Annotated in this window: 19 protein-coding genes; 7 read left to right on the plus strand and 12 right to left on the minus strand. The window is 61.2% G+C overall.

The genetic code is table 11. The features are described from left to right. Positions 1-52: 52 nt before the first annotated feature. Positions 53-2,695 (minus strand): DNA topoisomerase (ATP-hydrolyzing) subunit A, encoded by a 2,643-nt coding sequence (gene gyrA / locus AC4PR2_RS11665; RefSeq protein ID WP_004935906.1) that lies wholly within the window; start codon positions 2,693-2,695, stop codon positions 53-55. A gap of 212 nt (positions 2,696-2,907) precedes the next feature. Between gyrA and ubiG the strand changes: the two genes are divergently transcribed. The 4 genes from ubiG (at position 2,908) to yfaE (ending at position 7,822) form a co-directional block, all read left to right on the plus strand. After that, entirely contained in the window at positions 2,908-3,633 is a 726-nt protein-coding gene (ubiG, locus tag AC4PR2_RS11670) for a bifunctional 2-polyprenyl-6-hydroxyphenol methylase/3-demethylubiquinol 3-O-methyltransferase UbiG (protein WP_047730871.1), read from the plus strand. A 438-nt stretch (positions 3,634-4,071) separates the two neighbouring features. Then, a complete protein-coding gene (gene nrdA / locus AC4PR2_RS11675; RefSeq protein ID WP_033648028.1) occupies positions 4,072-6,360 on the plus strand; it encodes a class 1a ribonucleoside-diphosphate reductase subunit alpha in 2,289 nt (762 codons plus the stop codon). Positions 6,361-6,427: 67 nt separating this feature from the next. Continuing rightward, positions 6,428-7,558 carry a class Ia ribonucleoside-diphosphate reductase subunit beta gene (gene nrdB / locus AC4PR2_RS11680; RefSeq protein WP_019453694.1) on the plus strand — a complete coding sequence of 377 codons (1,131 nt, stop codon included), beginning with the start codon at positions 6,428-6,430 and terminating at the stop codon, positions 7,556-7,558. A gap of 3 nt (positions 7,559-7,561) precedes the next feature. Continuing rightward, positions 7,562-7,822, plus strand: coding sequence for a class I ribonucleotide reductase maintenance protein YfaE (gene yfaE, locus AC4PR2_RS11685; RefSeq protein ID WP_033653779.1), 261 nt, complete (start codon positions 7,562-7,564; stop codon positions 7,820-7,822). Between the two features lie 59 nt (positions 7,823-7,881). On the opposite strand, the gene AC4PR2_RS11690 is transcribed toward yfaE, so the two are convergent. Both AC4PR2_RS11690 and AC4PR2_RS11695 read right to left on the minus strand, forming a co-directional pair. After that, positions 7,882-8,034, minus strand: coding sequence for a Hok/Gef family protein (locus AC4PR2_RS11690; protein ID WP_004935921.1), 153 nt, complete (start codon positions 8,032-8,034; stop codon positions 7,882-7,884). Between the two features lie 231 nt (positions 8,035-8,265). Further along, positions 8,266-9,087 carry an AraC family transcriptional regulator gene (locus AC4PR2_RS11695; RefSeq protein WP_060439385.1) on the minus strand — a complete coding sequence of 274 codons (822 nt, stop codon included), beginning with the start codon at positions 9,085-9,087 and terminating at the stop codon, positions 8,266-8,268. A 116-nt stretch (positions 9,088-9,203) separates the two neighbouring features. Between AC4PR2_RS11695 and AC4PR2_RS11700 the strand changes: the two genes are divergently transcribed. Beyond that, positions 9,204-10,412, plus strand: coding sequence for an FAD-dependent oxidoreductase (locus AC4PR2_RS11700; RefSeq protein ID WP_308345043.1), 1,209 nt, complete (start codon positions 9,204-9,206; stop codon positions 10,410-10,412). Between the two features lie 3 nt (positions 10,413-10,415). Here AC4PR2_RS11700 and AC4PR2_RS11705 read toward each other — a convergent pair whose 3' ends face one another. Further along, the gene (locus AC4PR2_RS11705; protein ID WP_401427242.1) at positions 10,416-11,612 is read right to left on the minus strand and encodes a nicotinamide mononucleotide deamidase-related protein YfaY; all 1,197 of its coding nucleotides are present in this window, start codon (positions 11,610-11,612) and stop codon (positions 10,416-10,418) included. A 245-nt stretch (positions 11,613-11,857) separates the two neighbouring features. Between AC4PR2_RS11705 and tyrP the strand changes: the two genes are divergently transcribed. Then, positions 11,858-13,066, plus strand: coding sequence for a tyrosine transporter TyrP (gene tyrP / locus AC4PR2_RS11710; protein ID WP_060420079.1), 1,209 nt, complete (start codon positions 11,858-11,860; stop codon positions 13,064-13,066). Positions 13,067-13,100: 34 nt separating this feature from the next. On the opposite strand, the gene AC4PR2_RS11715 is transcribed toward tyrP, so the two are convergent. The 3 genes from AC4PR2_RS11715 to AC4PR2_RS11725 form a co-directional block, all read right to left on the minus strand. Beyond that, complete coding sequence (locus AC4PR2_RS11715; RefSeq protein ID WP_492175167.1) at positions 13,101-14,096, minus strand: ABC transporter substrate-binding protein; 996 nt, start codon at positions 14,094-14,096, stop codon at positions 13,101-13,103. Positions 14,097-14,103: 7 nt separating this feature from the next. After that, positions 14,104-16,272: a TonB-dependent receptor gene (locus AC4PR2_RS11720; protein WP_373275084.1), complete on the minus strand. Its 2,169-nt coding sequence runs from the start codon at positions 16,270-16,272 to the stop codon at positions 14,104-14,106. A gap of 209 nt (positions 16,273-16,481) precedes the next feature. Then, positions 16,482-17,021 carry a YfaZ family outer membrane protein gene (locus tag AC4PR2_RS11725; protein WP_049200187.1) on the minus strand — a complete coding sequence of 180 codons (540 nt, stop codon included), beginning with the start codon at positions 17,019-17,021 and terminating at the stop codon, positions 16,482-16,484. Positions 17,022-17,359: 338 nt separating this feature from the next. On the opposite strand from AC4PR2_RS11725, the gene katA reads away from it, so the two are divergent. Then, positions 17,360-18,796 carry a catalase KatA gene (gene katA, locus AC4PR2_RS11730; RefSeq protein WP_100396414.1) on the plus strand — a complete coding sequence of 479 codons (1,437 nt, stop codon included), beginning with the start codon at positions 17,360-17,362 and terminating at the stop codon, positions 18,794-18,796. A gap of 43 nt (positions 18,797-18,839) precedes the next feature. Here the strand turns inward: katA and menE are convergent, their stop codons facing one another. The 5 genes from menE to menD are packed head-to-tail and all read right to left on the minus strand — an operon-like array spanning position 18,840 to position 24,508. Further along, positions 18,840-20,225 (minus strand): o-succinylbenzoate--CoA ligase, encoded by a 1,386-nt coding sequence (gene menE, locus AC4PR2_RS11735; protein ID WP_159318299.1) that lies wholly within the window; start codon positions 20,223-20,225, stop codon positions 18,840-18,842. Next, positions 20,213-21,196 carry an o-succinylbenzoate synthase gene (menC, locus tag AC4PR2_RS11740; RefSeq protein WP_443014440.1) on the minus strand — a complete coding sequence of 328 codons (984 nt, stop codon included), beginning with the start codon at positions 21,194-21,196 and terminating at the stop codon, positions 20,213-20,215. Before menC ends, menE begins: the two co-directional genes overlap by 13 nt. Continuing rightward, on the minus strand, positions 21,196-22,053 hold the full coding sequence (menB, locus tag AC4PR2_RS11745; protein ID WP_033635308.1) for a 1,4-dihydroxy-2-naphthoyl-CoA synthase: 858 nt from the start codon (positions 22,051-22,053) through the stop codon (positions 21,196-21,198). Before menB ends, menC begins: the two co-directional genes overlap by 1 nt. A gap of 11 nt (positions 22,054-22,064) precedes the next feature. Further along, positions 22,065-22,835: a 2-succinyl-6-hydroxy-2,4-cyclohexadiene-1-carboxylate synthase gene (gene menH / locus AC4PR2_RS11750; RefSeq protein WP_060420066.1), complete on the minus strand. Its 771-nt coding sequence runs from the start codon at positions 22,833-22,835 to the stop codon at positions 22,065-22,067. Continuing rightward, positions 22,832-24,508, minus strand: a complete 1,677-nt coding sequence (gene menD / locus AC4PR2_RS11755) for a 2-succinyl-5-enolpyruvyl-6-hydroxy-3-cyclohexene-1-carboxylic-acid synthase (protein WP_087763400.1) — start codon at positions 24,506-24,508, stop codon at positions 22,832-22,834. Before menD ends, menH begins: the two co-directional genes overlap by 4 nt. Positions 24,509-24,882 lie beyond the last annotated feature (374 nt).

Here is a 24,882-nt window from a genome sequence, read left to right on the forward strand (position 1 = left end):
CCTTCTGTCTCAGTGCATTAGGGTGTCGGCATGCCGACGCCCTCACCTTGCTTTAAACGTTGTCGTCGTCCATCGGCTCAGCCGCGTCGTCGCCATCGTCCAGCGGCGTGGTGTCTTCTTCCACCGCTTCCGCGCCCGGTTCCAGGCTGTCCAGCTCTTCGTCTTCCACCGGCTCGGCCACACGCTGCAGGCCGACGACGTTTTCGTCTTCCGCCGTGCGGATCAGCGTCACGCCCTGGGTGTTACGGCCCACCACGCTGACTTCCGAAACGCGGGTACGCACCAGCGTGCCGGCATCGGTGATCATCATGATCTGGTCGCTGGTTTCCACCTGTACGGCGCCGACCACCTGGCCATTACGCTCGCTCACCTTGATGGAGATAACCCCCTGGGTGGCGCGTGACTTGGTCGGATATTCGGTCACGGCGGTGCGTTTACCGAAGCCGTTTTGCGTCACGGTCAGGATGTCGCCTTCGCCGCGCGGCACGATCAGGGAGATCACGCTGTCGCCTTCGCCGAGGTTGATGCCGCGCACGCCGGTTGCGGTACGGCCCATCGAACGCACCTGCGTTTCCGGGAAGCGTACCACTTTACCGTTGGCGGAGAACAACATCACTTCGTTGCTGCCGTCGGTCAGATCGACACCGATCAGTTCGTCGCCCTCGTTGAGGTTGACGGCGATGATGCCGGCGCTGCGTGGGCGGCTGAACTCGGTCAGCGCAGTTTTCTTCACGGTACCGCTGGCGGTGGCCATGAACACGTGGCGCCCTTCTTCATACTCGCGTACCGGCAGGATAGCGGTGATACGCTCATCGGCCTCCAGCGGCAGCAGGTTGACGATTGGGCGACCGCGCGCGCCACGGCTGGCTTCAGGCAGTTGGTACACCTTCATCCAGTACAGGCGGCCACGGCTGGAGAAGCACAGGATCGTATCGTGGGTGTTGGCCACCAACAGGCGATCGATAAAGTCTTCTTCTTTAATACGCGCCGCAGATTTGCCTTTGCCGCCGCGGCGTTGAGCTTCATAGTCGGACAGCGGCTGATACTTCACGTAGCCCTGATGAGACAGGGTCACCACCACGTCTTCCTGGTTGATCAGGTCTTCGATGTTGATGTCGGAAGTATTGGCGGTGATCTCGGTGCGGCGGCCGTCGTTGTACAGCTCTTTGACTGCCACCAGCTCTTCGCGGATCACTTCCATCAGGCGCTCTGGACTTTCCAGAATAAAGATCAGCTCAGCGATAAAGTTGAGCAGTTCTTTATATTCGTCCAGCAGCTTCTCGTGCTCCAGGCCGGTCAGTTTCTGCAGGCGCAGATCCAGAATCGCCTGAGCCTGCTGCTCGGTCAGGTAGTATTTTCCGTCGCGGATGCCGAACTCCGGCTCCAGCCACTCAGGGCGGGCGGCGTCGTCACCGGCGCGCTCCAGCATGGCGCTGACGTTGCCCAGATCCCACGGCTGCGCCACCAGCGCAACTTTCGCTTCGGCCGGGGTCGGCGCACGGCGAATCAGCTCGATGATCGGATCGATGTTGGCCAGCGCGATGGCCAGCGCTTCCAGGATATGGGCGCGGTCGCGGGCCTTGCGCAGTTCGAAGATGGTGCGGCGGGTAACCACTTCGCGGCGGTGACGCACGAAGGCTTCGAGGATGTCTTTCAGGTTCAGCAACTTAGGCTGGCCCTGATGCAGCGCAACCATGTTGATGCCGAAGGTGACCTGCAGTTGCGTCAGCGCATACAGGTTGTTCAGCACCACTTCGCCGACCGCGTCGCGTTTGACTTCGATCACGATGCGCATGCCGTCTTTATCGGACTCGTCGCGCAGCGCGCTGATGCCTTCCACGCGTTTTTCTTTTACCAGCTCGGCGATCTTCTCGATCAGACGCGCCTTGTTCACCTGATACGGGATCTCGTGAACGATGATGGTTTCGCGCCCAGTCTTGGCGTCGGCTTCCACTTCCGCGCGCGCGCGCAGGTAGACTTTGCCGCGCCCGGTGCGGTAGGCCTCTTCAATGCCGCGGCGGCCATTGATGATCGCCGCCGTCGGGAAGTCCGGCCCCGGGATGTGTTCCATCAGCCCTTCGATGCTGATGTTTTCATCGTCGATATAGGCCAGGCAGCCGTTGACGACTTCCGCCAGGTTGTGCGGTGGAATATTGGTGGCCATGCCCACGGCGATACCCGACGAGCCGTTGACCAGCAGGTTCGGGATCTTGGTCGGCATGACGGCCGGGATCTGCTCGGTGCCATCATAGTTAGGCACGAAGTCGACGGTTTCTTTTTCCAGGTCCGCCAACAGTTCGTGAGCAATCTTGGACATGCGCACTTCGGTATAACGCATCGCCGCGGCGGAGTCGCCGTCGACGGAACCGAAGTTACCCTGGCCGTCCACCAGCATGTAGCGCAGTGAAAACGGCTGGGCCATACGCACGATAGTGTCGTAAACCGCGCTGTCACCGTGTGGGTGATATTTACCGATCACGTCCCCGACGACACGGGCCGATTTCTTGTATGGTTTATTCCAGTCGTTACCCAGTACGCTCATCGCGTACAGAACGCGGCGGTGAACCGGCTTCAGTCCATCACGAACATCTGGCAGCGCACGTCCGACAATAACGGACATCGCATAGTCCAGATACGAGTTTTTCAACTCGTCTTCGATGTTTACCGGTGTGATTTCTCTGGCAAGGTCGCTCATGGAGCTGCTATCCCTCTACTAATGATTCATCTGCCCGCTGCCATAGTGGCAAAGGTGTAAAACTATATCACAAAGCACGCTTTACGGGAAAATAACCGCCGCTGTTTCACGGAAATTGTGCAGATAAGTGCGCTAAAAACGCATCGGCGCAGACGATGCCGCGCCGGAACATGTATAATCCGCGCAACGAGAACAAGGAGCCAGACAAGCCCATGAACGCAGAATCATCCAGCCGAGTGCAAAACGTTGACCACCAGGAAATCGCCAAGTTCGAGGCCGTCGCCTCCCGCTGGTGGGATCTGGAAGGCGAGTTCAAACCGCTGCACCGCATCAACCCGCTGCGCCTGAACTACATCATGCAGCGCGCCGACGGCATTTTTGACAAGCAGGTGCTCGATGTGGGCTGCGGCGGCGGCATTCTGGCGGAAAGCATGGCGCGCGAAGGCGCCAAGGTCACCGGCTTGGACATGGGCGCGGAGCCGCTGCAGGTCGCGCGGCTGCACGCGCTGGAAAGCGGCATGAACGTCACTTACGTGCAGGAGACGGTGGAAAGCCACGCTCAGGCCAACCCGCAACGCTATGACGTCGTCACCTGCATGGAGATGCTGGAGCACGTGCCGGATCCGGCCTCGGTGGTGCGCGCCTGCGCCCAGTTGGTGAAACCGGGCGGCCATGTGTTCTTCTCCACCATCAACCGCAACACCAAAGCCTGGCTGATGGCGGTGATCGGCGCGGAGTACGTGCTGAAGATGGTGCCGCAGGGCACCCACGATCATAAGAAGTTCATTCGCCCTTCCGAACTGATCGGCTGGGTCGACGGCACGCCGCTGCGCGAAAAGCACATGATCGGCCTGCATTACAACCCGATCACCGATCATTTCAAGCTTGGACGCAACGTTGACGTGAACTACATGGTGCACACCCAGCACGAAGGCTAAGCGTTGTAAACCGCGCCGGCCCTGCATTACCGGGGGGCGGCGCCGGCGGAGCATTCGGAAAAATACCTAATTTCCGCGACTTCGATCAAAATAGCCGTTGTAAACAGTTTTTTAGAATATTAAATCAGATCAATATGCCGTTTTTTTCTAACGTTTAATAAAGCGCCAAACGATCGGTTTTTTCAGTTTTTCAGTAAAATCTGATCGCGCTTATTGACAAGCTTGTCGCGCCAGTCACGGCGCGCGCTTCGCGCGGCAAGTTACATTTCACCCCCAAGTTATCCACAAATTAGGCCGGTTTTGTTCACTTGCAAACGCCGTTTTTTCTCACTATCTTGTTACCTCACCGACATACAACCCCTATATATAGTGTTTACATACTGAGCAGAGCGACTACACTTCTGCTTAGGGGCACCATACGGACAGGTAAAACACCACATGAACCAAAGTCTGCTTGTAACTAAACGCGATGGCCGTAAAGAGCGCATCAATCTCGACAAAATCCACCGGGTCATCGATTGGGCCGCAGAGGGATTACACAACGTCTCGGTTTCTCAAGTAGAGTTGCGTTCACACATTCAGTTTTATGACGGCATCAAAACCGCCGACATTCATGAAACCATCATCAAAGCCGCAGCCGATCTGATCTCCCGCGATGCGCCGGACTATCAGTACCTGGCCGCTCGCCTGGCGATCTTCCACCTGCGCAAAAAAGCTTATGGCCAGTTCGAGCCGCCGAAGCTGCACGCCCACGTCACTCGCATGGTCGAGATGGGCAAATACGATAAGCATCTGCTGGAAGACTACAGCGCTGAAGAGTTCGAGCAGATGGATTCCTTTATCGATCACTGGCGCGACATGAACTTCTCCTATGCCGCCGTCAAGCAGCTGGAAGGCAAGTATCTGGTGCAGAACCGCGTCAGCGGCGAGATTTACGAAAGCGCCCAGTTCCTGTACATGCTGGTGTCCGCTTGCCTGTTCTCCAACTACCCGCGTGAAACTCGTCTGGATTACGTCAAACGTTTCTACGACGCGATTTCCACCTTCAAGATTTCGCTGCCTACGCCGATCATGTCCGGCGTGCGCACCCCAACCCGCCAGTTCAGCTCCTGCGTGCTGATCGAGTGCGGCGACAGCCTGGACTCCATCAACGCCACCTCCAGCGCCATTGTGAAATACGTTTCGCAGCGCGCCGGCATCGGCATCAACGCCGGCCGCATCCGCGCGCTGGGCAGCCCAATCCGTGGCGGTGAAGCCTTCCATACCGGCTGTATTCCGTTCTACAAACACTTCCAGACCGCCGTTAAATCCTGCTCGCAGGGCGGCGTGCGCGGTGGCGCGGCAACGCTGTTCTACCCGATGTGGCACCTGGAAGTGGAAAGCCTGCTGGTGTTGAAAAACAACCGCGGCGTTGAAGGCAACCGCGTGCGTCACATGGACTACGGCGTGCAGCTGAACCGCCTGATGTACCAGCGTCTGATCAAGGGCGAAGACATCACCCTGTTCAGCCCGTCCGACGTGCCGGGGCTGTATGACGCGTTCTTCGCCGATCAGGACGAATTCGAACGCCTGTATACCCAGTACGAGAAAGACGACAGCATTCGCCAGAAGCGCGTGAAAGCGGTTGAGCTGTTCTCGCTGATGATGCAAGAGCGCGCCTCTACCGGCCGCATCTACATCCAGAACGTCGACCACTGCAACACCCACAGCCCGTTCGATCCGCAGATCGCGCCGGTGCGTCAGTCCAACCTGTGCCTGGAAATCGCCCTGCCGACCAAGCCGCTGGAAGACGTCAACGACGAAAACGGCGAGATTGCGCTGTGCACCCTGTCCGCCTTCAACCTGGGCGCGATCGACAGCCTGGACGACCTGGAAGAATTGGCAACCCTGGCGGTGCGCTCGCTCGACGCCCTGCTGGATTATCAGGATTATCCGATCAAGGCCGCACACCGTGGCGCGATGGGCCGCCGCACCTTGGGCATCGGCGTCATCAACTTCGCCTATTACCTGGCGAAGAACGGCGTGCGCTACTCCGACGGCAGCGCCAACAACCTGACGCACAAAACGTTCGAAGCCATTCAGTACTATCTGCTGAAAGCCTCCAACCGTCTGGCTCAGGAACAAGGCGCTTGCCCGTGGTTCAAAGAGACCACTTATTCGCAGGGTATCCTGCCGATCGACACTTACAAGAAAGATTTGGATGCGGTCTGCAACGAGCCGCTGCACTACGACTGGGAAACCCTGCGTAAAGAGATCCAGGAAACCGGCCTGCGCAACTCGACCCTGTCTGCGCTGATGCCGTCGGAAACCTCTTCGCAGATTTCCAACGCCACCAACGGCATCGAGCCGCCGCGCGGCCACATCAGCATCAAGGCGTCGAAAGACGGCATCCTGCGCCAGGTGGTGCCGGAGTATGAGCGTCTGAAAGACAACTACGAGCTGCTGTGGGAAATGCCGAGCAACGACGGCTATCTGCAGCTGGTGGGGCTGATGCAGAAATTCATCGACCAGTCGATTTCGGCCAACACCAACTACGATCCGACCCGCTTCCCGGGCGGCAAGGTGCCGATGAAGCAGCTGTTGAAAGACCTGCTCACCACCTACAAGTTCGGCGTGAAAACGCTGTACTACCAAAACACCCGCGACGGTGCGGAAGACGCCCAGGAAGATTTGCAGCCTGCCAAGGCCGGCGATGACGACTGCGAAAGCGGCGCCTGCAAGATCTAAAGTTTGACCTAGCGGGCCGGAATTTTCCGGCCCCTTCATTTAGCCACGTTACGATGGATTCAGGCTTATGGCTTACACCACTTTTTCTCAGACCAAAAACGACCAGCTGCAAGAGCCGATGTTCTTCGGCCAGTCGGTAAACGTTGCGCGTTTCGACCAGCAAAAGCATGAAATCTTCGAAAAACTGATCGAAAAGCAGCTCTCCTTCTTCTGGCGCCCGGAAGAAGTTGACGTCTCCCGCGATCGCATCGATTACCAGGCGCTGCCGGAGCACGAGAAGCACATCTTCATCAGCAACCTGAAGTATCAGACGCTGCTGGACTCCATCCAGGGCCGCAGCCCGAACGTCGCGCTGCTGCCGCTGATCTCGATCCCTGAGCTGGAAACCTGGGTGGAAACCTGGTCGTTCTCCGAGACTATCCACTCCCGTTCCTACACTCACATCATCCGCAACATCGTCAACGATCCGGCGCTGGTGTTCGACGACATCGTCACCAACGAAGAGATCAAGAAGCGCGCGAAAGACATCTCCGGCTACTACGACGATCTGATCGAGATGACCAGCTACTATCACCTGCTGGGTGAAGGCACCCACCAGGTGAACGGTAAAACCGTCACCGTCAATCTGCGCGCGCTGAAGAAGCAGCTGTACCTGTGCCTGATGAGCGTGAACGCGCTGGAAGCGATCCGCTTCTACGTCAGCTTCGCCTGCTCCTTCGCGTTCGCCGAGCGCGAACTGATGGAAGGCAACGCCAAAATCATCAAGCTGATCGCCCGCGACGAAGCGCTGCACCTGACCGGCACCCAGCACATGCTGAACCTGATGCGTTCCGGCGCCGACGATCCGGAAATGGCAGAGATCGCCGAAGAATGCCAGCAGCAGTGCTACGATCTGTTCGTGCTGGCCGCCCAGCAGGAAAAAGAGTGGGCGGAATACCTGTTCCGCGACGGTTCGATGATCGGCCTGAACAAAGACATCCTGTGCCAGTATGTGGAATACATCACTAACATCCGCATGCAGGCGGTCGGCCTCGGTCTGCCGTTCGAAACCCGTTCCAACCCGATCCCGTGGATCAACGCCTGGTTAGTGTCCGACAACGTACAGGTGGCGCCGCAGGAAGTGGAAGTGAGCTCCTACCTGGTTGGCCAGATCGACTCGGAGATCAACGCCGACGACCTGAGCGACTTCGAACTGTAAGCGATGGCGACGCCAATCGTAACGCTGCGCGCCGCCGGCACGCAGCTCTCCTGCCCCAACAGTGAAAACTGCCTGCTCGACGTGCTGGAACTGCACGACGTGCAGGTGGAGTACCAATGCCGCTCCGGCTATTGCGGCGCCTGCCGCCTGAAGCTGGTGAAAGGCGAAGTGGCCTACCGCCAACAGCCGTTGGCGTTTATCAATGCCGGCGAGATCCTGCCCTGCTGCTGTATGCCGCTGACGGACATCGAGCTGGAAATGTAAAGTCGGGTGCCGGAAACCGCGCCTGGAGACCAGAAGGCGGGGTTGCCCCCGCCCTATGATTACCGCTTCACCTCACACGCCAACCTGATCAGGATAGTGATATTTTCCTGGTAGATTTTCAGCTCGCACAGCGAGTCTCTTATCATCCAGATAAATAACAAAACCGTAATACATACAACGGTTAGCGAGTGAAACACATGCCTTAAGCGCATGCTTGCCTCCTTGCTGTGAAGGGGCTACCATACCGGTGTCTAGGCGGTATGTGCAGCCCCATTCTGATTGAGAGTCAGTCTGGGGCTTTCATCTATCCGCCTGGTCACACAATGCCCAAGACGAACAGTCTCAAGCACCCGCCAAAAGAGTAACAGCATTCCCTCGCCGCGAATATCCCCTATAAGATTATGATTAATAAGGGATATATAACCATCCTCAAAGTATTTCGCTTAGCGCCCCTTTCCTGCCGATGCGGAAAAATAACGCGCCGGAGAATCGCCAAAGGCTTTGCGAAACATGGCGATAAAATTACTCGGCGAGGCATACCCCAGCGTTTCCGCGATCTGCAACACCGTTTCACCTTCGGCCAGCTTCGCCAATGCATATGACAACCGAGCCTGCTGGCGCCACTGGGCAAAACTCAGCCCCGTTTCGCCGATCATCAGCCGCCGCAGAGTACGCGGCGACATCGCTCCCCATTCGGCCCAGGCTTCCAGCGAACGCTCGCTCCCCGGCTGCGCCAGCAAGGCCTGCAGAACACCGGCCAGGCGCGGATGGGACGACATCGGCAAATGCAGCGGCTCCGTTGGCGCCAGACGTATCTCGTCCCGCATCACCTGCGCCATGCGATCCTGCTCCAGGGTGAGCGCGCTGCGTTTATCCCAGCCTTCTGCTCGCAGAGCCAGCGCCTGCAGCACGGGGCTAATACCGATGACGCAGGGTGCATTCGACAGGTCGTTGCAGGCCTCCGGCGCCAGCAGCAAACTCCAGCCGCTCAGCGCGCCGCAGACCTGCACCCGGTGCTGCGTCGCCGGCGGGATCCACCCCGCCCGCTGCGGCGGCAGCACCCAATCGCCGTGCGCCGTGCGCACATGCAGCAAACCGCTTTCGACGCACAACAGCTGCCCGCGTACATGCTGATGCCAGCCGTATTCGCGCGTGCCCAACCGATACTCCCGGCCTGCCGCGTCGCGGCCGCCAAGGGCGATCAGCCAGGGGCCCGCCCGCCATTCGCTGCAGTCAGCGTCGGCGAAGTGAGGATTATCGTTCATATTGGCCACTTATCACTATTTTTAGTCCAGATACCGTTATATCAACCTTTTCCTGCGCCGACATAATGAAATGCTTCCGGCCGCTCCCGTTTGTGGCCACTGACTCACGAGGGAACATGATGACAACACTCAGCATTGGCATTATCGGCGCCGGGCCCGGCGGCCTGTGTCTGGCTCAGGGACTGCATCGCTTCGGCATCCACGCCACGGTGTTTGAACGTGACACCACGCCGCAAGCGCGCGATCAGGGCTACCGGCTGCGCATCGATCCGACGGGCCAGCAGGCACTGGCCGCCTGTCTGCCGCCAGCGCATTACCGGTTGCTCTGTGCCAGCAGCGCGCAAAACAGCGGCGAGAGCAATCTATGGGATCCGCAGCTTGCCCCGCTCAACGCCCGACGCCCCGAGCACTGGCTGCCCTCCAGCCCGCGGCAGGCGCAGGAACCGAGCGGCGATCTCGGCATTCATCGGCAAACGCTGCGCGAAATCCTGCTCACCGGTCTGCAAGACCGGGTGCGCTTCGGCTATACCCTGTGTGAATTTGCACAAACGCCGCAGGGCGTGGAGCTTCAGTTCGCCAACGGCGAACAAGCGCGGGTCGATGTGCTGATCGCCGCCGACGGCGTCAACTCGCTGGTGCGGCGGCGCTGCCTGCCCGAGGCGGGGCCCGAAGACAGCGGCGCGGTCACCCTCTACGGCAAAACGCCGCTCGATGCGGCGACCCGTGCCCAATTGGCCCCCGAATTGCTGCGCGGCGTGTCGGTCGTCTTCGCCGACGGCTTGTCGCTGGTGATTGAACCGATGCGCTTTCAGGCGTCCATGGCGCAGCTGGCAGCCGACTATGCGCCGGACTGCCCCCTCACGCCGGTCGACGACTATCTCTATTGGGCCTGTATCGGAACGGCTGAACGGCTCGGCGGGCCGGCGCGGGCGGAGGGAAGCGCTGCGCTGCAGGCGCGCGTAAGGCATATCTCGCAGGGATGGGCCCCCGCTTTGCAAACGGCGTTAGCGCTGGCGGATCCTCAGTCACTCAGCGTGCGGGCGGTGCAGGTCACGCAGGCGATGCCGGTGTGGCACAGCGAACGCATCGCCTTTCTCGGCGACGCCGTGCACGCCATGAGCCCGGCGGGCGGGCTCGGCGCCAACACCGCGTTGGCGGACGCCGCCAGCCTGGCGATGCATCTGGCGCAGGCCGGCAGCGCCGCGCAGGCGCTCAAGGACTATGGTGCAGATCTGCAAACGCGGGGCGCGGCGGCGATACGCCTTTCACGCCTGGCGTCCGAACGGCTGCAGCAAAACCGTGACGCCGGCGACTCAGCGTCATGACCGTCACTCGATAATTTCCACCACCTCCAGCCAGGCGTTTTTACCGCACGCCTGGCCCCCATTCAGCCAGCGGCGCAGCATATCCAGCGCCAGCATCGCCACCGACTCCTGCCGCAGCCGCAGGCCGTGGCGCGACGCCCGATAACGCACCGTCTGGCCAATCCCGCCGCGCGGCGTATGCAGCGCAATGCTCACCTGCTCGTCGCGCATGGCGCTGACCGCCAACGCCAACGGCGCACCGGTCAATTCCGCCAGCGAGCGGGCGCGCGCCAGCGTCGTTTCCAGCGTTTCGATGCAGTGCGCCGGCAGCAGCTCGCCCCCCGCCAGCGGCGCCCCTTCGCTCTGCAGCTGCAGATTGATCAACCCGGCGCTGAACTGCTCGCTCAACGCCAGCTTCAGCCCTTGCTGATTCAGACGCTGCGTCAGCGTCGCCGGCAACCCGGCGGTGCCTTCAAAGATGCAGTTGTCCCCCGCCACCTCGCGCACGCGCCGCCAGGCCTGCTCCATTTCCGCACGCCGGCTTTCAGGCCCGGTCAGCTTCAGCTCGATAATCGGGCTGGATGAGCGGTAGCCCAGCACCACTTCCGGCGGCAGCGGCATGCCATCCAGCTCGGCGGCCAGATCGCTCTCGGAGGTACCGAAGGTGGTCAGGCGCAGGCACAGCGGCGGCGCCGGCAAGGTGAAGCGCAGGCGCAGGCGCGGCACGATCTGCTGTTCGACCATCACTTTGAATTCCGACGGCACGCCGGGGGTGAAGAACATCTGACATTTGTTCAGCTGCAGCGCAAACCCACAGGCGGTACCTACCGGGTTATCCAGCATTTCCGCGTTGGCCGGGATCTGCGCCTGCTTGCGGTTGGAAGGGGCCATCGGCCGCCCGCGCTCGGCGAAATAGGCTTCCATGCGCGCCAGCCAGTCGGCCCGTTCGACCAGCTCGACGCCACAGGCTTTCGCGGCGGCCAGCGCGCTGAGATCGTCGCTGGTCGGCCCCAGACCGCCGTTGACGATCAGCACATCGGCGATATGGCTTCGTTCCTGCAGGATCTCGATCAACGCAGAGAGGCTGTCCCCGACCGTTTCACGCCCGCTCATCGGCACCCCCTGCTGGAACAGGTAGTCCGCCAGCCAGGCGGCGTTGGTATCAATAATTTGCCCGTGCAGCACCTCATCGCCGGTGCTGAGCATCTCCACCCTTAACATTGATCTCTCCCACATTTTTTGGTCATTCCACTATAGAAGCCCGTAAATAACTTTTCACTAGCCGCCTGCGGATAATTTCAGCCATGGGCCCGTTCCTCATGCGCCATGCAGCCCGCCGCAATGTAAACATTTATGTACACTATGCGTAACGCCGGTTTGACACAAATTAGGGCTTCCACTATCCTGCCATCCTCATAAATCGTTACCTATAATTTTCAAAATCTTTCGGCTGGTAGAGAAAAAACGTGAAGAATCGCACTCTTGGCAGTGTTTTTATCGTGGCGGGCACCACCATTGGCGCCGGGATGCTGGCGATGCCGCTGGCAGCAGCCGGCGTCGGCTTCGGCGTCACGCTGGCCTTACTGATCGGGCTGTGGCTGTTGATGTGTTACACCGCGCTGCTGCTGGTGGAGGTTTACCAGCATGAGCAAGCGGATACCGGTCTGGGCACGCTCGCCAAACGTTATCTCGGCGGCGGCGGCCAGTGGCTGACCAGTTTTAGCATGATGTTCCTGATGTACGCCCTCACCGCCGCCTATATCAGCGGCGCCGGCGAATTGCTCGCCACCAGCATCAGCCAATGGACGTCGCAGGACTTCCCGGTGTCGCTCGGCGTGCTGCTGTTCACCCTGGTGGCCGGCGGCGTGGTCTGCATCGGCACCCACTCGGTCGACTTGTTCAACCGCATCCTGTTCAGCGCCAAAGTGGTGTTTCTGGTGGTGATGCTCGGCCTGATGTTGCCGAATATCCACCAGACCAATCTGATGACGCTGCCGCTGGAGCAAGGCCTGGCGCTGTCGGCCATTCCGGTTATTTTCACTTCCTTCGGCTTCCACGGCAGCGTGCCGAGCATCGTCAACTACATGGGCGGCAACATTCGCAAACTGCGTTGGGTGTTTATCATCGGCAGCGCGATCCCGCTGATCGCCTATATTTTCTGGCAGCTGGCGACGCTGGGCAGCATCAGCTCCGACACCTTCGTCGGCATTCTGGCGCAGCAGGCCGGGCTGAACGGCCTGTTGCAGGCGGTGCGCGATGCGGTGGCTTCGCCGCACGTTGAACTGGCGGTGCATCTGTTCGCCGATCTGGCGCTGGCGACCTCATTCCTCGGCGTGGCGCTCGGGCTGTTCGATTTTCTGGCCGACCTGTTCAAGCGGCAAGACAACGTGCGTGGCCGCCTGCAAACCGGTGCCATCACCTTCCTGCCACCGCTGGCCTTTGCGCTGTTCTACCCGCGCGGCTTCGTGCTGGCGTTGGGATTCGCCGCCATCGCCCTGTCGGTGCTGGCGCTGCTGTTGCCTTCACTGCTGGTGTGGAAAACGCGCCAAAAACATCAGGCGCAGTATCGCGTCTGGGGCGGTACGCCGGCGCTGGCGTTGGTGTTTGTCTGCGGGGTGACGGTCATCGCGATTCAACTGGGCATCGCCAGCGGCATGCTGCCGGCGGTGGGGTAACGCATTCGGGGGCCGTTTGGGCCCCCGAATCTGTTCAAGCGGGTGGATTAAGAATAGCGTCAATCTGCGCCGCAGTGAGCGACAGACCGAAAAAGTCCCGATAAAAACTTCTCGTCTCTTCCCGCATGTCAATGTCGGCAAAACGTGCCGGGTACAGCGTTTTCGCCAACCATAAAAACTGCAGCGCCTCTTCGCTGGTCTCGCGACACCACCAGAACATCCCCTTGGGATTGACCACGACCCGATGCCGCAAAACGGCATCGATGCCCTGCCATTGCGCGGACGTGCGTATCTCTTCGGCATCGCGCCTGTTCATCGCCACGATCACCTGCGGATTGGCGGCCACGACCTGCTCCAACGCCACTTCGCCGGCCCCCTCTTTTTTCAGACCAAACCACGTTTCCGCCACGTTGGCGGCGCCGGCCAGATCCATCCAATCCTGGTTAAGCGACGGTCGCCCTGAGGTGGTCAGCGGATTGCCCATGCTGTGATAAACGCGAATGCGCTGCCCTGGCGGTAAATCCTTCAGTCGCTCGGCGACGCGCGCCACATTACGAGAAAAATAGCGCTCGTAAGCCAACGCTTTTTCCTGTGCATCCGGCCCCAGCGCGGCCCCCGTTTTTAACACTCGCGCGCGCAGAGCCGCCATCGAATTGGCTTTAAACGCCAATACGCGCACCCCAGCCCGTTCGAGTAAATCCAATTGCGGCACTTTCATGCTGTCAGGCACAAACAGCAGCCGAGTGCAAAGCGCGATGATTTGTTCCGGATTCAACGCTTGCCCACTATTCACACTCACCACCGGAACGGCGTCAATGCGCGGCAGGCTTTGGCGAAACAGCGGGATCTGTTTCGCGACATTCGAGGTGCCGACGATGTTATCGCCATAACCCAGCATCGCGATGATGGCGTTTTGCGCGGGCCACGGCGAGGCAATACGCATTTCGCTCGCAGGTGATGCAGCCCACAAATCGCCGTGCAACAACACGCCAACCAACAGTGCCCATGCAGACAACGATGCGATCCTCATAGCGCCCTCAGAAGTCAAACGTGACAGATGCGCGCACTTCACGGCCGTTGCCGAGAAAGGCGCTCGACGAACCGCCATTACCATCCGTGCCCGAGGGGAAAATAGAGGCCCAGTAATGTTCGTTAGTGACGTTATTGACCGCCAGCCGCCAGGTCGCAGGCACGGAATGAATGCGGGTGACGTAGCGGGCCCCCAAGTCCAGCGTGGTGTAACTGTCAGCCCAGGCGCTGTTGGTGTCGTTCGCCGCTCGCTTGCCGGTATAGTGCACGTTGGCGCTATAGACCCATTGCGGCATCGACGGCAGGCTGTACTCCACCAGCATATTGGCCTGCACCTTCGGCACACCGACCACGCGTTTGCCGCGCGTGCTGTCGGAAACCGTCTCTTTCAGTTGCGGATCGAGCAGCGTGACGCCGCCAAACAGGCTCAGCCCGTCACCCACGCGCCCGGCGGCCGTCAGCTCAAGGCCATTGTTCACCTGTTCGCCTTGCTCCTTGTACACCCGGTCTTCGGCGTCAACATAAGCGAACGGCCGCTTGAGGCGGAACAGCGCGGCGCCGAGGTTCATCTCCCCGACGTCGGCTTTCAGGCCAATCTCATATTGCCGACTGCGATAGGGCTTGAGCGTCTGCCCTTCGTTCTTCACGCCTTCCCCCAACGGGGCCGTACCGCCTTGCTCCAGCGAGTCGGCATAGCTGACATAGGCCATCAGCGTCGGGGTGATTTTGTACATCAACGCCGCATTCGGGCTCAAACCCTGCTGATTGTCTTCTTCGATTTTCTTGCCGTCAGCGCTGTAATTCCGTGTTTGCAACCAGCTTTCGCTTAAATAGAGCATCGCCGACCACTGCGGATTGAAGGTCAGCGTATCGCCGAACGTCACGCTCTGCTGGCTGTTCTCGCTGGATTTATAGCGTGCGCCGTTCTTGGGGATTTTTCCGTCGCCCGGCTCATGCAGCGCCGACGGATGGTACATATTGTCGATGCCCAAATCGTAGCGCCGGCTGGCCCCCTTGCCGCTGTAGATAGACCAGACGTAGCCCGTCGTGGCGAGCGCCAACTCATGCCCCACCGAACCGGTATCGACATGGCCGTTCAGCGCCAGCGCGTTGCTCAACACCCGAAATCGCCCCGAGGCGCTGGAGTCGCTCATCGACCGTTTGATATCGCCGCTGCCGTTGAGCAGAGTGCTGGATACCGAACGCATGGCGCGATCCGCCTGTTGCCACCCTATGCCGCCCGTGACTGACCAATCGTCATTGAAGTAATGAACCAGGCGCGTGCTGAGGGTGTCGGTGGTTAAATCGTTGCCCGCCGTCTCGAGCGCCAGGTGTTTATTTTGCGGATTAGAGGCGGGGGGCAACGGAACATTCGGCCCATAGCTGAAGCCGCCGGGGTAGCCCTTTTGCAGGAATTCGTAATGGCTGGCGTCCAGCTGCAGCTGCGTGCCCGGCTTGATATTCCAGTCGAACGCCACGGCCAACAGCCGACGGCGCAAGGTACTGTCGTCAACGCTGCCTTCACCCTCTTCGTTGAGGGCATTAATGCGATAGCCAAACATATTGTCGTCGTCGAGATGGCCGCCGAGATCGACGTGGCCGCTAAAGGCGCTGCGGCTCTGATACCCGAGCGTCACCTCGCGTAACGGTTGCGGCGTCGGGCGTTTAGCCACAAAGTTGAACTGCCCGGCCGGGCTCGCAGGGCCATACAACGCGCCGGTCAGGCTGTTGAGCACATCCAGCCGTTCCAGCATTTCAACGGGAAAGGCCGTGGTGGAGACAATGTTCAACCCATCCAGGCGGCTGTTCGCCACTACGCTGCCCTGCATGCCGCGGCTTTGAGGCCGCCCGACGTCCATGCCGCCGCGAGCCTGCATCTGCGTGCTCGGTGAATATTTCAGCAATTCGGCGACGCTTTTCGCCTGCTGATTTTTGATCATCGGTTGGGTCACGGTGGTAGAAGAATAAGGCGTATCGATCCACGCCCTGGTGCCCAGCGGCCCAAGTTCAATCTCCGGCGTTTTAAAACCGGCGCCGGATGCGCTTTCCGTCGCGGGGGATAACGCGCTGCCGGTGACGGTCAACACCTCGTCACGATCGACCTGCGCCGCAGCGGTATAAGGAAAGAGTGAGGCAAACAGCGGCATCAGCGCCGCCAGTGGATTTCGGTAAGTCATGACGTCCATATCGTTATATAAGTATTTATATTACGAATTTTACGGCATGTGCCCCCATATGGCGATGCCGATCGTCGAGTCTTTAAATTATTTAATCTTTTGCCATTCAGAGTCCGGATGGATTTCCCGTTGATGGCACAAATAAAAATCCCCCGGCCAATGACCGAGGGATTCGGAAAACGCGATGGGCCACAGCCCGTCAGCCGACCTTAGAAGCTCAGGCCGACACCGACATAAGGGCCATCGGCCAGCGTATTGTCACGACGTCCGTCTTTGCCTTCCATTTGCATGTAACGGTAGCCCACGTCCACGCTCAGCGGACGGAACTTCCAGCGCAGGCCGCCGCTGGCTTCGTTATAGGCTTTCACGCCGCTGGTGAAGGATTCAGGCGCAAAGTACCCTTCGCCGTGCAGGCTGAAGTAACGGTTAATCTCCCACTCCAGGCCGCCGCCCAGCGCCACCGCCCCGCCGCTCTTCCCGTCTTTCGGGCTGAGGTACAGCGCTTTGGCACCCACGGTCGCCGTCAACGGCCCCAGCGGCACGCCGAAGTTCAGCCCCAGGCTGCCGACGTTGCCGTCGTGGTCGCTGCGCGCCCAGTTGCCGGTCAGGCCCAGGCCTGAAGAGCCGGTGCTCATGCCGACGCCCAGGTTGGTGTAGTGCTGCCCGGCTTCGCCCGACACGCTGATGGCGTTCGCCGCACCGGTCACAAACAGCAATCCTGCCGCGCACGCGACCCAAGTCTTTTTCATCATCTTTCCCTCTGGTTTGTCATCCGTACCGAATGATCGAATCAACGCATAATAATAACGTCACGAGTCTATACCAAAGCGCAATGAGTATTTAAGGGATAAAAGCGAAAAAATTCTTCAATAATCAAATAAATGTAAATATTTGCAAACAAGATTCTATATTCGTCAAGGCGATGCCAACGATAACCGAGACCTATTTGCCGCCGCTCGCCAATAGGGCTACAACTAGTAATGGCTTTGACCAAGGTCAGGGGAAGAAGCCCCGCCAAAGGACTATGCTGATGAACGCTTAAACCGCCCGAGTCTTTACTTAACTGCACTACGATAAGGAGCAAGTGATGAGCAAGAAAGGACTGACCACCGCAGCCGGCGCCCCGGTTGTCGATAACAATAACGTGATCACCGCAGGCAAACGCGGCCCGATGCTGTTGCAGGACGTGTGGTTCCTGGAAAAACTGGCCCACTTCGACCGTGAGGTTATCCCCGAGCGCCGCATGCACGCCAAAGGATCCGGCGCCTACGGCACCTTTACCGTTACCCACGACATCACCCGTTATACGCGCGCCAAGATCTTCTCCGAGGTCGGCAAACAGACCGACATGTTTATCCGCTTCTCCACCGTCGCCGGTGAGCGCGGCGCCGCCGACGCCGAGCGCGACATTCGCGGCTTCGCCATGAAGTTCTATACCGAAGAAGGCAACTGGGATTTGGTGGGCAACGATACGCCGGTGTTCTATCTGCGCGATCCGCTGAAGTTCCCCGATCTCAACCACGTGGTGAAACGCGATCCGCATACCAACCTGCGCAACCCCGTCTACAAGTGGGACTTCTTCTCCCACCTGCCGGAATCGCTGCACCAGCTGACCATTGACTTCAGCGATCGCGGCATTCCGAAATCCTACCGTCACATGCACGGTTTCGGCAGCCACACCTTCAGCTTTATCAATGCCGCCAACGAACGTTTCTGGGTGAAATTCCACTTCCGCTGCGAGCAAGGCATTGAAAACCTGATGGATGAAGAAGCGGAAGCGATCATCGCCAAGGATCGCGAAAGCTCACAGCGCGATCTGTTCGACGCGATCAAACGCGGCGACTTCCCGCGCTGGAAGCTGCAAATTCAGATCATGCCGGAACACGAAGCCTCGCAGACGCCATATAACCCGTTCGATCTGACCAAGGTGTGGCCGCACGGCGACTATCCGCTGATCGACGTTGGCTATTTCGAGCTGAACCGCAACCCCGACAACTACTTCTCAGAAGTTGAACAGGTGGCGATGAACCCCGCCAACGTGGTGCCGGGCATCAGTTTCTCGCCGGATAAAATGCTGCAGGGCCGTCTGTTCTCCTATGGCGATGCGCACCGTTATCGCCTGGGCGTCAACCACCACCAGATCCCGGTGAACGGCGCCAAATGCCCGTTCCACAACTACCATCGCGACGGCGCGATGCGCGTGGACGGCAACAGCGGCAACGGCGCCACCTACGAACCGAACAGCTTCGGCCTGTTCCAGGAGCAGCCGGACTTCAGCGAGCCACCGCTGAGCATTGAGGGCGCGGCCGACCACTGGAATCATCGTGAAGACGACGATTACTACAGCCAGCCGCGCGCGCTGTTCAACCTGCTGAGCGCCGAAGAGCACCAGCGCATGTTCACCCGCATCGCCGGCGAACTGTCGCAGGTGCCGGAACACATCCAGCGCCGTCAGGTCGAGCTATTCACCCAGGTGCACCCGGACTACGGCGCCGGCGTCGCCAAGGCGCTGGGGCTGAAATAACCCCCTGCTGCCATCCGCTCAGCCGCCCTGTCGGGCGGCTTTTTTATGCCTGAGAGAGACGCTGCGCCACCCACTGCTGCAACTGGCGGCGCGAAATCTTGATGCCGCCGTTTTTCAGCTCCTCAGGCAACGGGAGCAACGCCGCCGGGCGTTGGAAATTGGCCAGCTTATCCTGCGACCAGGCGAGCAACGCCGCCAGCGACAGCGACGGTTCGCCGTCGATCACCGCCACCGGCCGCTGGCCGAACTCGGCGTCCGCCACCGGCACCACAAACGCCTGCGTGATCTGCGGATGCGCCGCCAGCACGCGTTCGATATCCTCCGGCTGCACCCCTTCACCGCCGCTGAAAAACAGGTTGTCCAACCGGCCGAGAATACGCAGTTCCCCCTCGGCCATCGCGCCGCGATCGCGGGTCGCAAACCAGCCCTGTTCATCGGCCAGCGGCTGCAGATGCCCATGACGCCAGTAGCCGAGCGCCAGGCTCTCGGCGCGGATCCAGACTTCTTCGTCCACCAGTTTGATCTCGCGGCCGCCGAGCGGCAGGCCAACGCCCGGCCGCGCATCGGCGCGCTTGGCGCACACCGTGGAAGCCAGTTCGGTCAAGCCGTAGCCGCACCAGCAGCGGATCCCCGCCGCCTCCGCCCGTTCGGTCAGCGCCACCGGGATCATTGCGCCGCCGAGCAGCACCTCTTTCAGCGTCGTGCCCGTCAGCGGTTGCGCCAGCAGCCGCCAGAGCTGTGTCGGCACCAGCGAGGCGTGCGTGCAGCCCACTAATGCCTCGGCCAGCGGATGCATTTCGCGCACTGCCAGCCGCGCACCCGCCGCCAGCCAGCGCCAGACGATGCCCTGGCCGGAGACGTGAAACAGCGGCAGTGACAGCAGCCAGCAATCCTCGCGCTGAAAATCCATCAACCGCAACACCCCGTCGGCGCTGGCCAGATGGTTGGCGTAGCTGTGTGCGGCCGCTTTAGGCATGCCGCTGGAGCCCGAGGTCAGCGTCAGCGTCGCCAGACGCCGCACATCCCACCTCGGCAGGTTCGGCCAGCGCGGCTCGGTCGAGGGCGGCGTCAATCGAATCACCTCTTCCGGCAGCGCCGGCAACGGATCCGGGCCGAAGGCAAAGGTGATGTCTAATTCGGGTAACAGCTGCGTCAGCAGCGGCGTCGGCAAGGCGGGATTGAGCGGCAACAGACGCGCGCCGCATTGCAGCAGCGCCAGATAGGCCAACAGCAGCGGATAGCTGTTTTTACCGCACAGCGCCACGCCGCAGCCCGGCTCCACGCCCTGGTGCTGAAAATCCGCCGCCAGCTCATCCACCTGGCCTTGCAACGCCAGCCAACTCAGCGGCTGTTCGCCGAGCAACAGGGCCGTCGCCTGCGGCTGAAGGCGCGCCCAGTGTCGCCACGGCCAATCGCTTAACGGCGCCATAGGCACTCCAGCGCCGAAATATCCAGCAGCGGCAATGCGCTGCCCGGCCAAGGCCGCAGCACCTGCGCCTGCATCAGCCCCAGCGTATCCAGCCCCGGCACGGTGTCCGGCGCCAGCCAGCGGGCGATGCGCGCCAGTTGGGTTAACCCCAGGCTGGACTCGATGCTGGAACTGATCACCGCCGTCAGCCCCGCCGCATGCGCCTGCGCCACCAGCGCCTGGCAGCGCGCCAGGCTGCCGACCAGCGTCGGCTTGATCACGATGGCTGCCACGCCCGGCTCGGCCTGCACCACAAAGTCCGCCTCACGCACGCTCTCATCCCAGGCGATGGCAATGCCGGTCGCCCGGGCGAAATCGCGCGATTCATCACGAGTTTTGCAGGGCTCTTCCAAAAAGGCGATGCGATCGCGCCACGCCGGGTTGACGTATTTGGCGAAACCGTCGGCTTTGGCGCGGGTCCAGCTGCGGTTGGCATCCAGCCGCAGCCGCAGATCCGGCAGCGCCTCCAGCAGCACGTTGACGATCATGCCGTCGCGCACCGCCTCATACAGCCCCACCTTCACTTTCGCGACTTTCTCGCCCGGCAAGGCGCTCAATATCTCGAACAGCTCGTCCGGATCGCCGGTGCACAGCGGCGCCTTGCGAAAATCCGCCTGCGTCGGCAAACGCTGCTCCAGCTCGGCCTGCGCGCAGCTGAGCCCAAAGGCCACCGAGGGCAGCGTGCTGTCATCCGGTTCGTTGCCCGCCAACCAGGCCTGCAGCCAGTCCAACGCGGCCTGTTCGGCCTGCGCCAACGTTTCCTGGCTGAATTCCGGCAGCGGCGCGATCTCGCCCCAGCCTTCACGCTCGCCCTGACGCAGCTGCACCACCCATCCGTCACGCGTTTTCAACCGCTGATTGCGCAGCACCACGCCCGCCTCCATTGGCAGGCTGTAACGGTAAAGCGCCGCACTGCGGTTTACCCCGCTCATTACGGGTTACGCTTGAATTTGCTGAAGTCCGGCTGACGCTTCTCGTTGAACGCGTTGCGCCCTTCTTGCCCTTCGTCGGTCATGTAGAACAGCATGGTGGCGTTGCCGGCCAGCTCCTGCAAACCGGCCTGGCCGTCGCAGTCGGCGTTCAGCGCCGCCTTCAGGCAGCGCAGCGCCATCGGGCTGTTCTGCAGCATTTCTCGGCACCAGCGCACCGTCTCTTTTTCCAGATCGGCCAGCGGCACCACGGTATTGACCAGGCCCATGTCCAACGCGGCAGCGGCATCGTACTGGCGGCACAGGAACCAGATTTCGCGCGCCTTCTTCTGGCCGACGATGCGCGCCATGTAAGACGCACCCCAGCCGCCGTCGAACGAGCCCACTTTCGGGCCGGTCTGGCCGAAGATGGCGTTATCCGCCGCGATGGTCAGATCGCACATCATGTGCAGCACGTGGCCGCCGCCGATCGAATAACCGGCCACCATCGCCACCACCGGTTTTGGGCAGGTGCGGATCTGGCGCTGGAAGTCCAGCACGTTGAGGTGATGCACGCCGCTGTCGTCGCGATAGCCACCGTAGTCGCCGCGCACTTTCTGATCGCCGCCGGAGCAGAAGGCCTTATCGCCGGCTCCGGTCAGAATAATGACGCCGATGCCGTCGTCGTAACGGGCGTTGGCCAGCGCGTCGATCATCTCTTTAACCGTTTGCGGGCGAAACGCATTGCGCACCTGCGGCCGGTTAATGGTGATTTTGGCGATGCCGTCGGCGGACTTGTGATACAGAATGTCTTCGAAATCGCCGGTGCAATCCTGCCAGGCGATGGCGGCATACAGCTGTTCTTCATTCGGATAAAGCATATTCGGTTCCTTTAACCAGGGTTAACGAGAAAGGTCTGCAGCTCGGCGACGAAATCCTGCGGATTGGCCAGATGCGCGTTGTGCCCGGCCTGCGGCACGATGCGCAACGGCAACCCGGCGTCGCGCGCCAGCCGTTGAAATTTGGGGTCGTTCTCACCGCACAGCACCTGCAGCGGCACGCTCAGTTGGCGCAGCTGCGGCGCCAGATAGGGCTGCCGCCCGAGCGACGTGGCTTCGAGCATGTCGGCGATCGCCGGGCCGCTGTTGACCGAGCGCGCGGCGATCAGCGCCTGGCGGTGCACGTGGCTAAGCTCTTTGAACACCGGCTGCTGATACCAGTCCGCCAGGACCTCGGCGATCGGCTCACTGCGAAAACGCGCCGCCCACAGCGCATCCTGTTCGCAGCGCCGGCGGCGCTGCTCTTCGTCCTCCAGCCCCGGGTTGCCGCCCTCGACGATCACCCCCTGCAGGCCGGCATGGCGGCCGTGGCAGGCGTGATACATGGCGATGCGCCCGCCGAGCGAGTAGCCCACCAGCCAATAGCGTTCGATATTGCGCAGCTGCAGCGTGGCGGCAATCTGCGCGCTGATGTCGTCGAAGCCGTGGCAGCTCACCGCCACGGAATCGCCGTGGCCGGGCAGATCGATGGCCAGCGACGGCCATTCCGGGCAGCGTGCGGCGATCACCCGCCATTCATTGTTGTTGCCGAGCAGGCCATGCAGCCACACCAGCCACGGGCGGCCCGCTTCGCCCTGTTGCAAAATTCGCGTCGCCAGCATCATTGCACCGCCATCTGTTGCACCAGGTATTGCAGGCTTTCGGCCCCCGCGCTCGGCGGCACCTGCAGTTCGATAAGCGTGGCGCCGCTGCGCCGCCAGCCTTGTTCAACCGCCTGTTGCAGCTGGCTCCAGTTCTCCGGCCGCGCGTAACCCAGCTGGAACATCGCCGCCGCGTGGCTAAACTCGACGTTCTGCGGCATGCAGTAAAAGCGCTGACGATCCTCTTCCGGCGTCGGCAGCAGCGAGAAAATTTGGCCGCCGTTGTTGTTGACGACGATCAACACCGTTGGCGCCGAGCTCTGGCGCAGCAGCGCCAGCGCATTGAGGTCATACAGAGCGGAAAGATCGCCCACCACCGCCAACGTCGGCCTGGCGGTTGCGCGCTGCACGCCGGCGGCGGTAGAGATCAGGCCGTCGATGCCGCTGGCGCCGCGGTTGCTGAATACCGGGTAGGCGACGGGCAATGGCGTTAACGCGTCAATCAGTCGCACCACCAGGCTGTTGCCGAGAAACAGCTGGCCGTTCTCCGGCAGCAGTTCCGGCAGGCGATGCGCCAGCTGCGCTTCGCCAAAGTTATCGTGCAGATGCGTGGATGCCGCCGTCAGCGCCTTATCCGCCAGCGCGGCCAGCCCGGCGGCCCACGGCGCGCGCGGCTGTGCCGGGTGCTGCGCCAACCACTGCGCCACGCCGGCGCGCAGGCGCCGCCCCCGGTGCTGGGCCGGATCGAGCCGCCCCGGCAGCTCGTCGATGACCCAATACTCTTCCGGCCGGCACTGCGCCTGCCACTGCAGCAGGCGTTTGCCGGTCAGGCTGCCGCCGAACTGCACCACCAACTGCGCATCTTGCAGTACGCGCTGCGCCTGCGGGTGAGCGAGCCACAAATCGGCGCAGGGCAGCGGTTGCCCGGTCTGCGACAGCACGTCGCCGATCAGCGGCCAGCCCAGCGTTGCGGCCCATTCGGCCACCTGAGCGCCCTCTTGCGCGCTCATGCGCCCGGCCAGCACCACGCCGCGTTTCTGCCGCCAGAAGAACCAGTCCGGCTGCGGCAATGGCGCCGCATGCGTCTCGCTTTCCTGCAGCCACGGACGATCGCTCTGCCACCAGTCGCCCAGCGCGGCGGACCAATCGGCATAGTGACGTTCGTCGCCGCCGTACAGCGGCTCGGCGAACGGGCAATTGATGTGCAAAGCGCCGTGCTGCAGGCGCGCCATCGCGCTGTCGACGCTGGAGGCCAGCCACGCTGCCGGAATATCCGGCGTAGGACGCGGCAGATCGATCGCCAGCGTCGGGTGGCTGCTGTAGAGGCCGCTTTGACGGATCGCCTGATTGGCGCCGCAGTCGATCAGTTCCGGCGGCCGATCGGCGGTGAGAAACACCAGCCGCTCACCGGTCAGGCCAGCTTCGATCAACGCGGGATAAAGGTTCGCCGCCGCGGTGCCGGACGTGACAATCACCGCCACCGGCTCACGCGCCGCCTTCGCCAGCCCAAGCGCCAGATGGCCGAGCCCGCGCTCATCAAAATGGGTATGACAGATAAACGATCGGTTGGCCGCAGCGGCCAGCGTCAGCGGCGTGGAGCGCGATCCCGGAGCGATACAAACATGCCGCACCCCATGGCGGGCCAGCGCCTCGAGCAGCACAGCCGCCCACCGGCGATTAAAAACACTTGTCGACATAGTTCGCTCACAAGTCAGTTAGCAGAGATCGTCTCCGGCGCAGCCGACGGACGCCGCGCCTGTAGTTACGCTCTGTATTATATGAGGTGTTATTTTCACGGCTTTTGCGCCAGCGCAAGAACGCCGTATATCCCTGGGTGTTTACACCAGATAATTATTTGATTTATAACAAAAAATAAACAATAAAGACACAAATACTTTACACTTGCGGCGGCGCCGGCTCAATCCGTCCATACAAAAACAAGGCAAATAGTGGCGCTCCGACGACGGCTAGCGGGAAGTATAGGCGGGATAAGGGAAAGCCAGCGGGGAAACAGCGAGATGAACAACACAGTCTGCAGAAAAGCACGAGGCGGCCTGCGCCGCCCCGATGC

It is taken from the genome of Serratia sp. A07 (assembly GCF_058725505.1).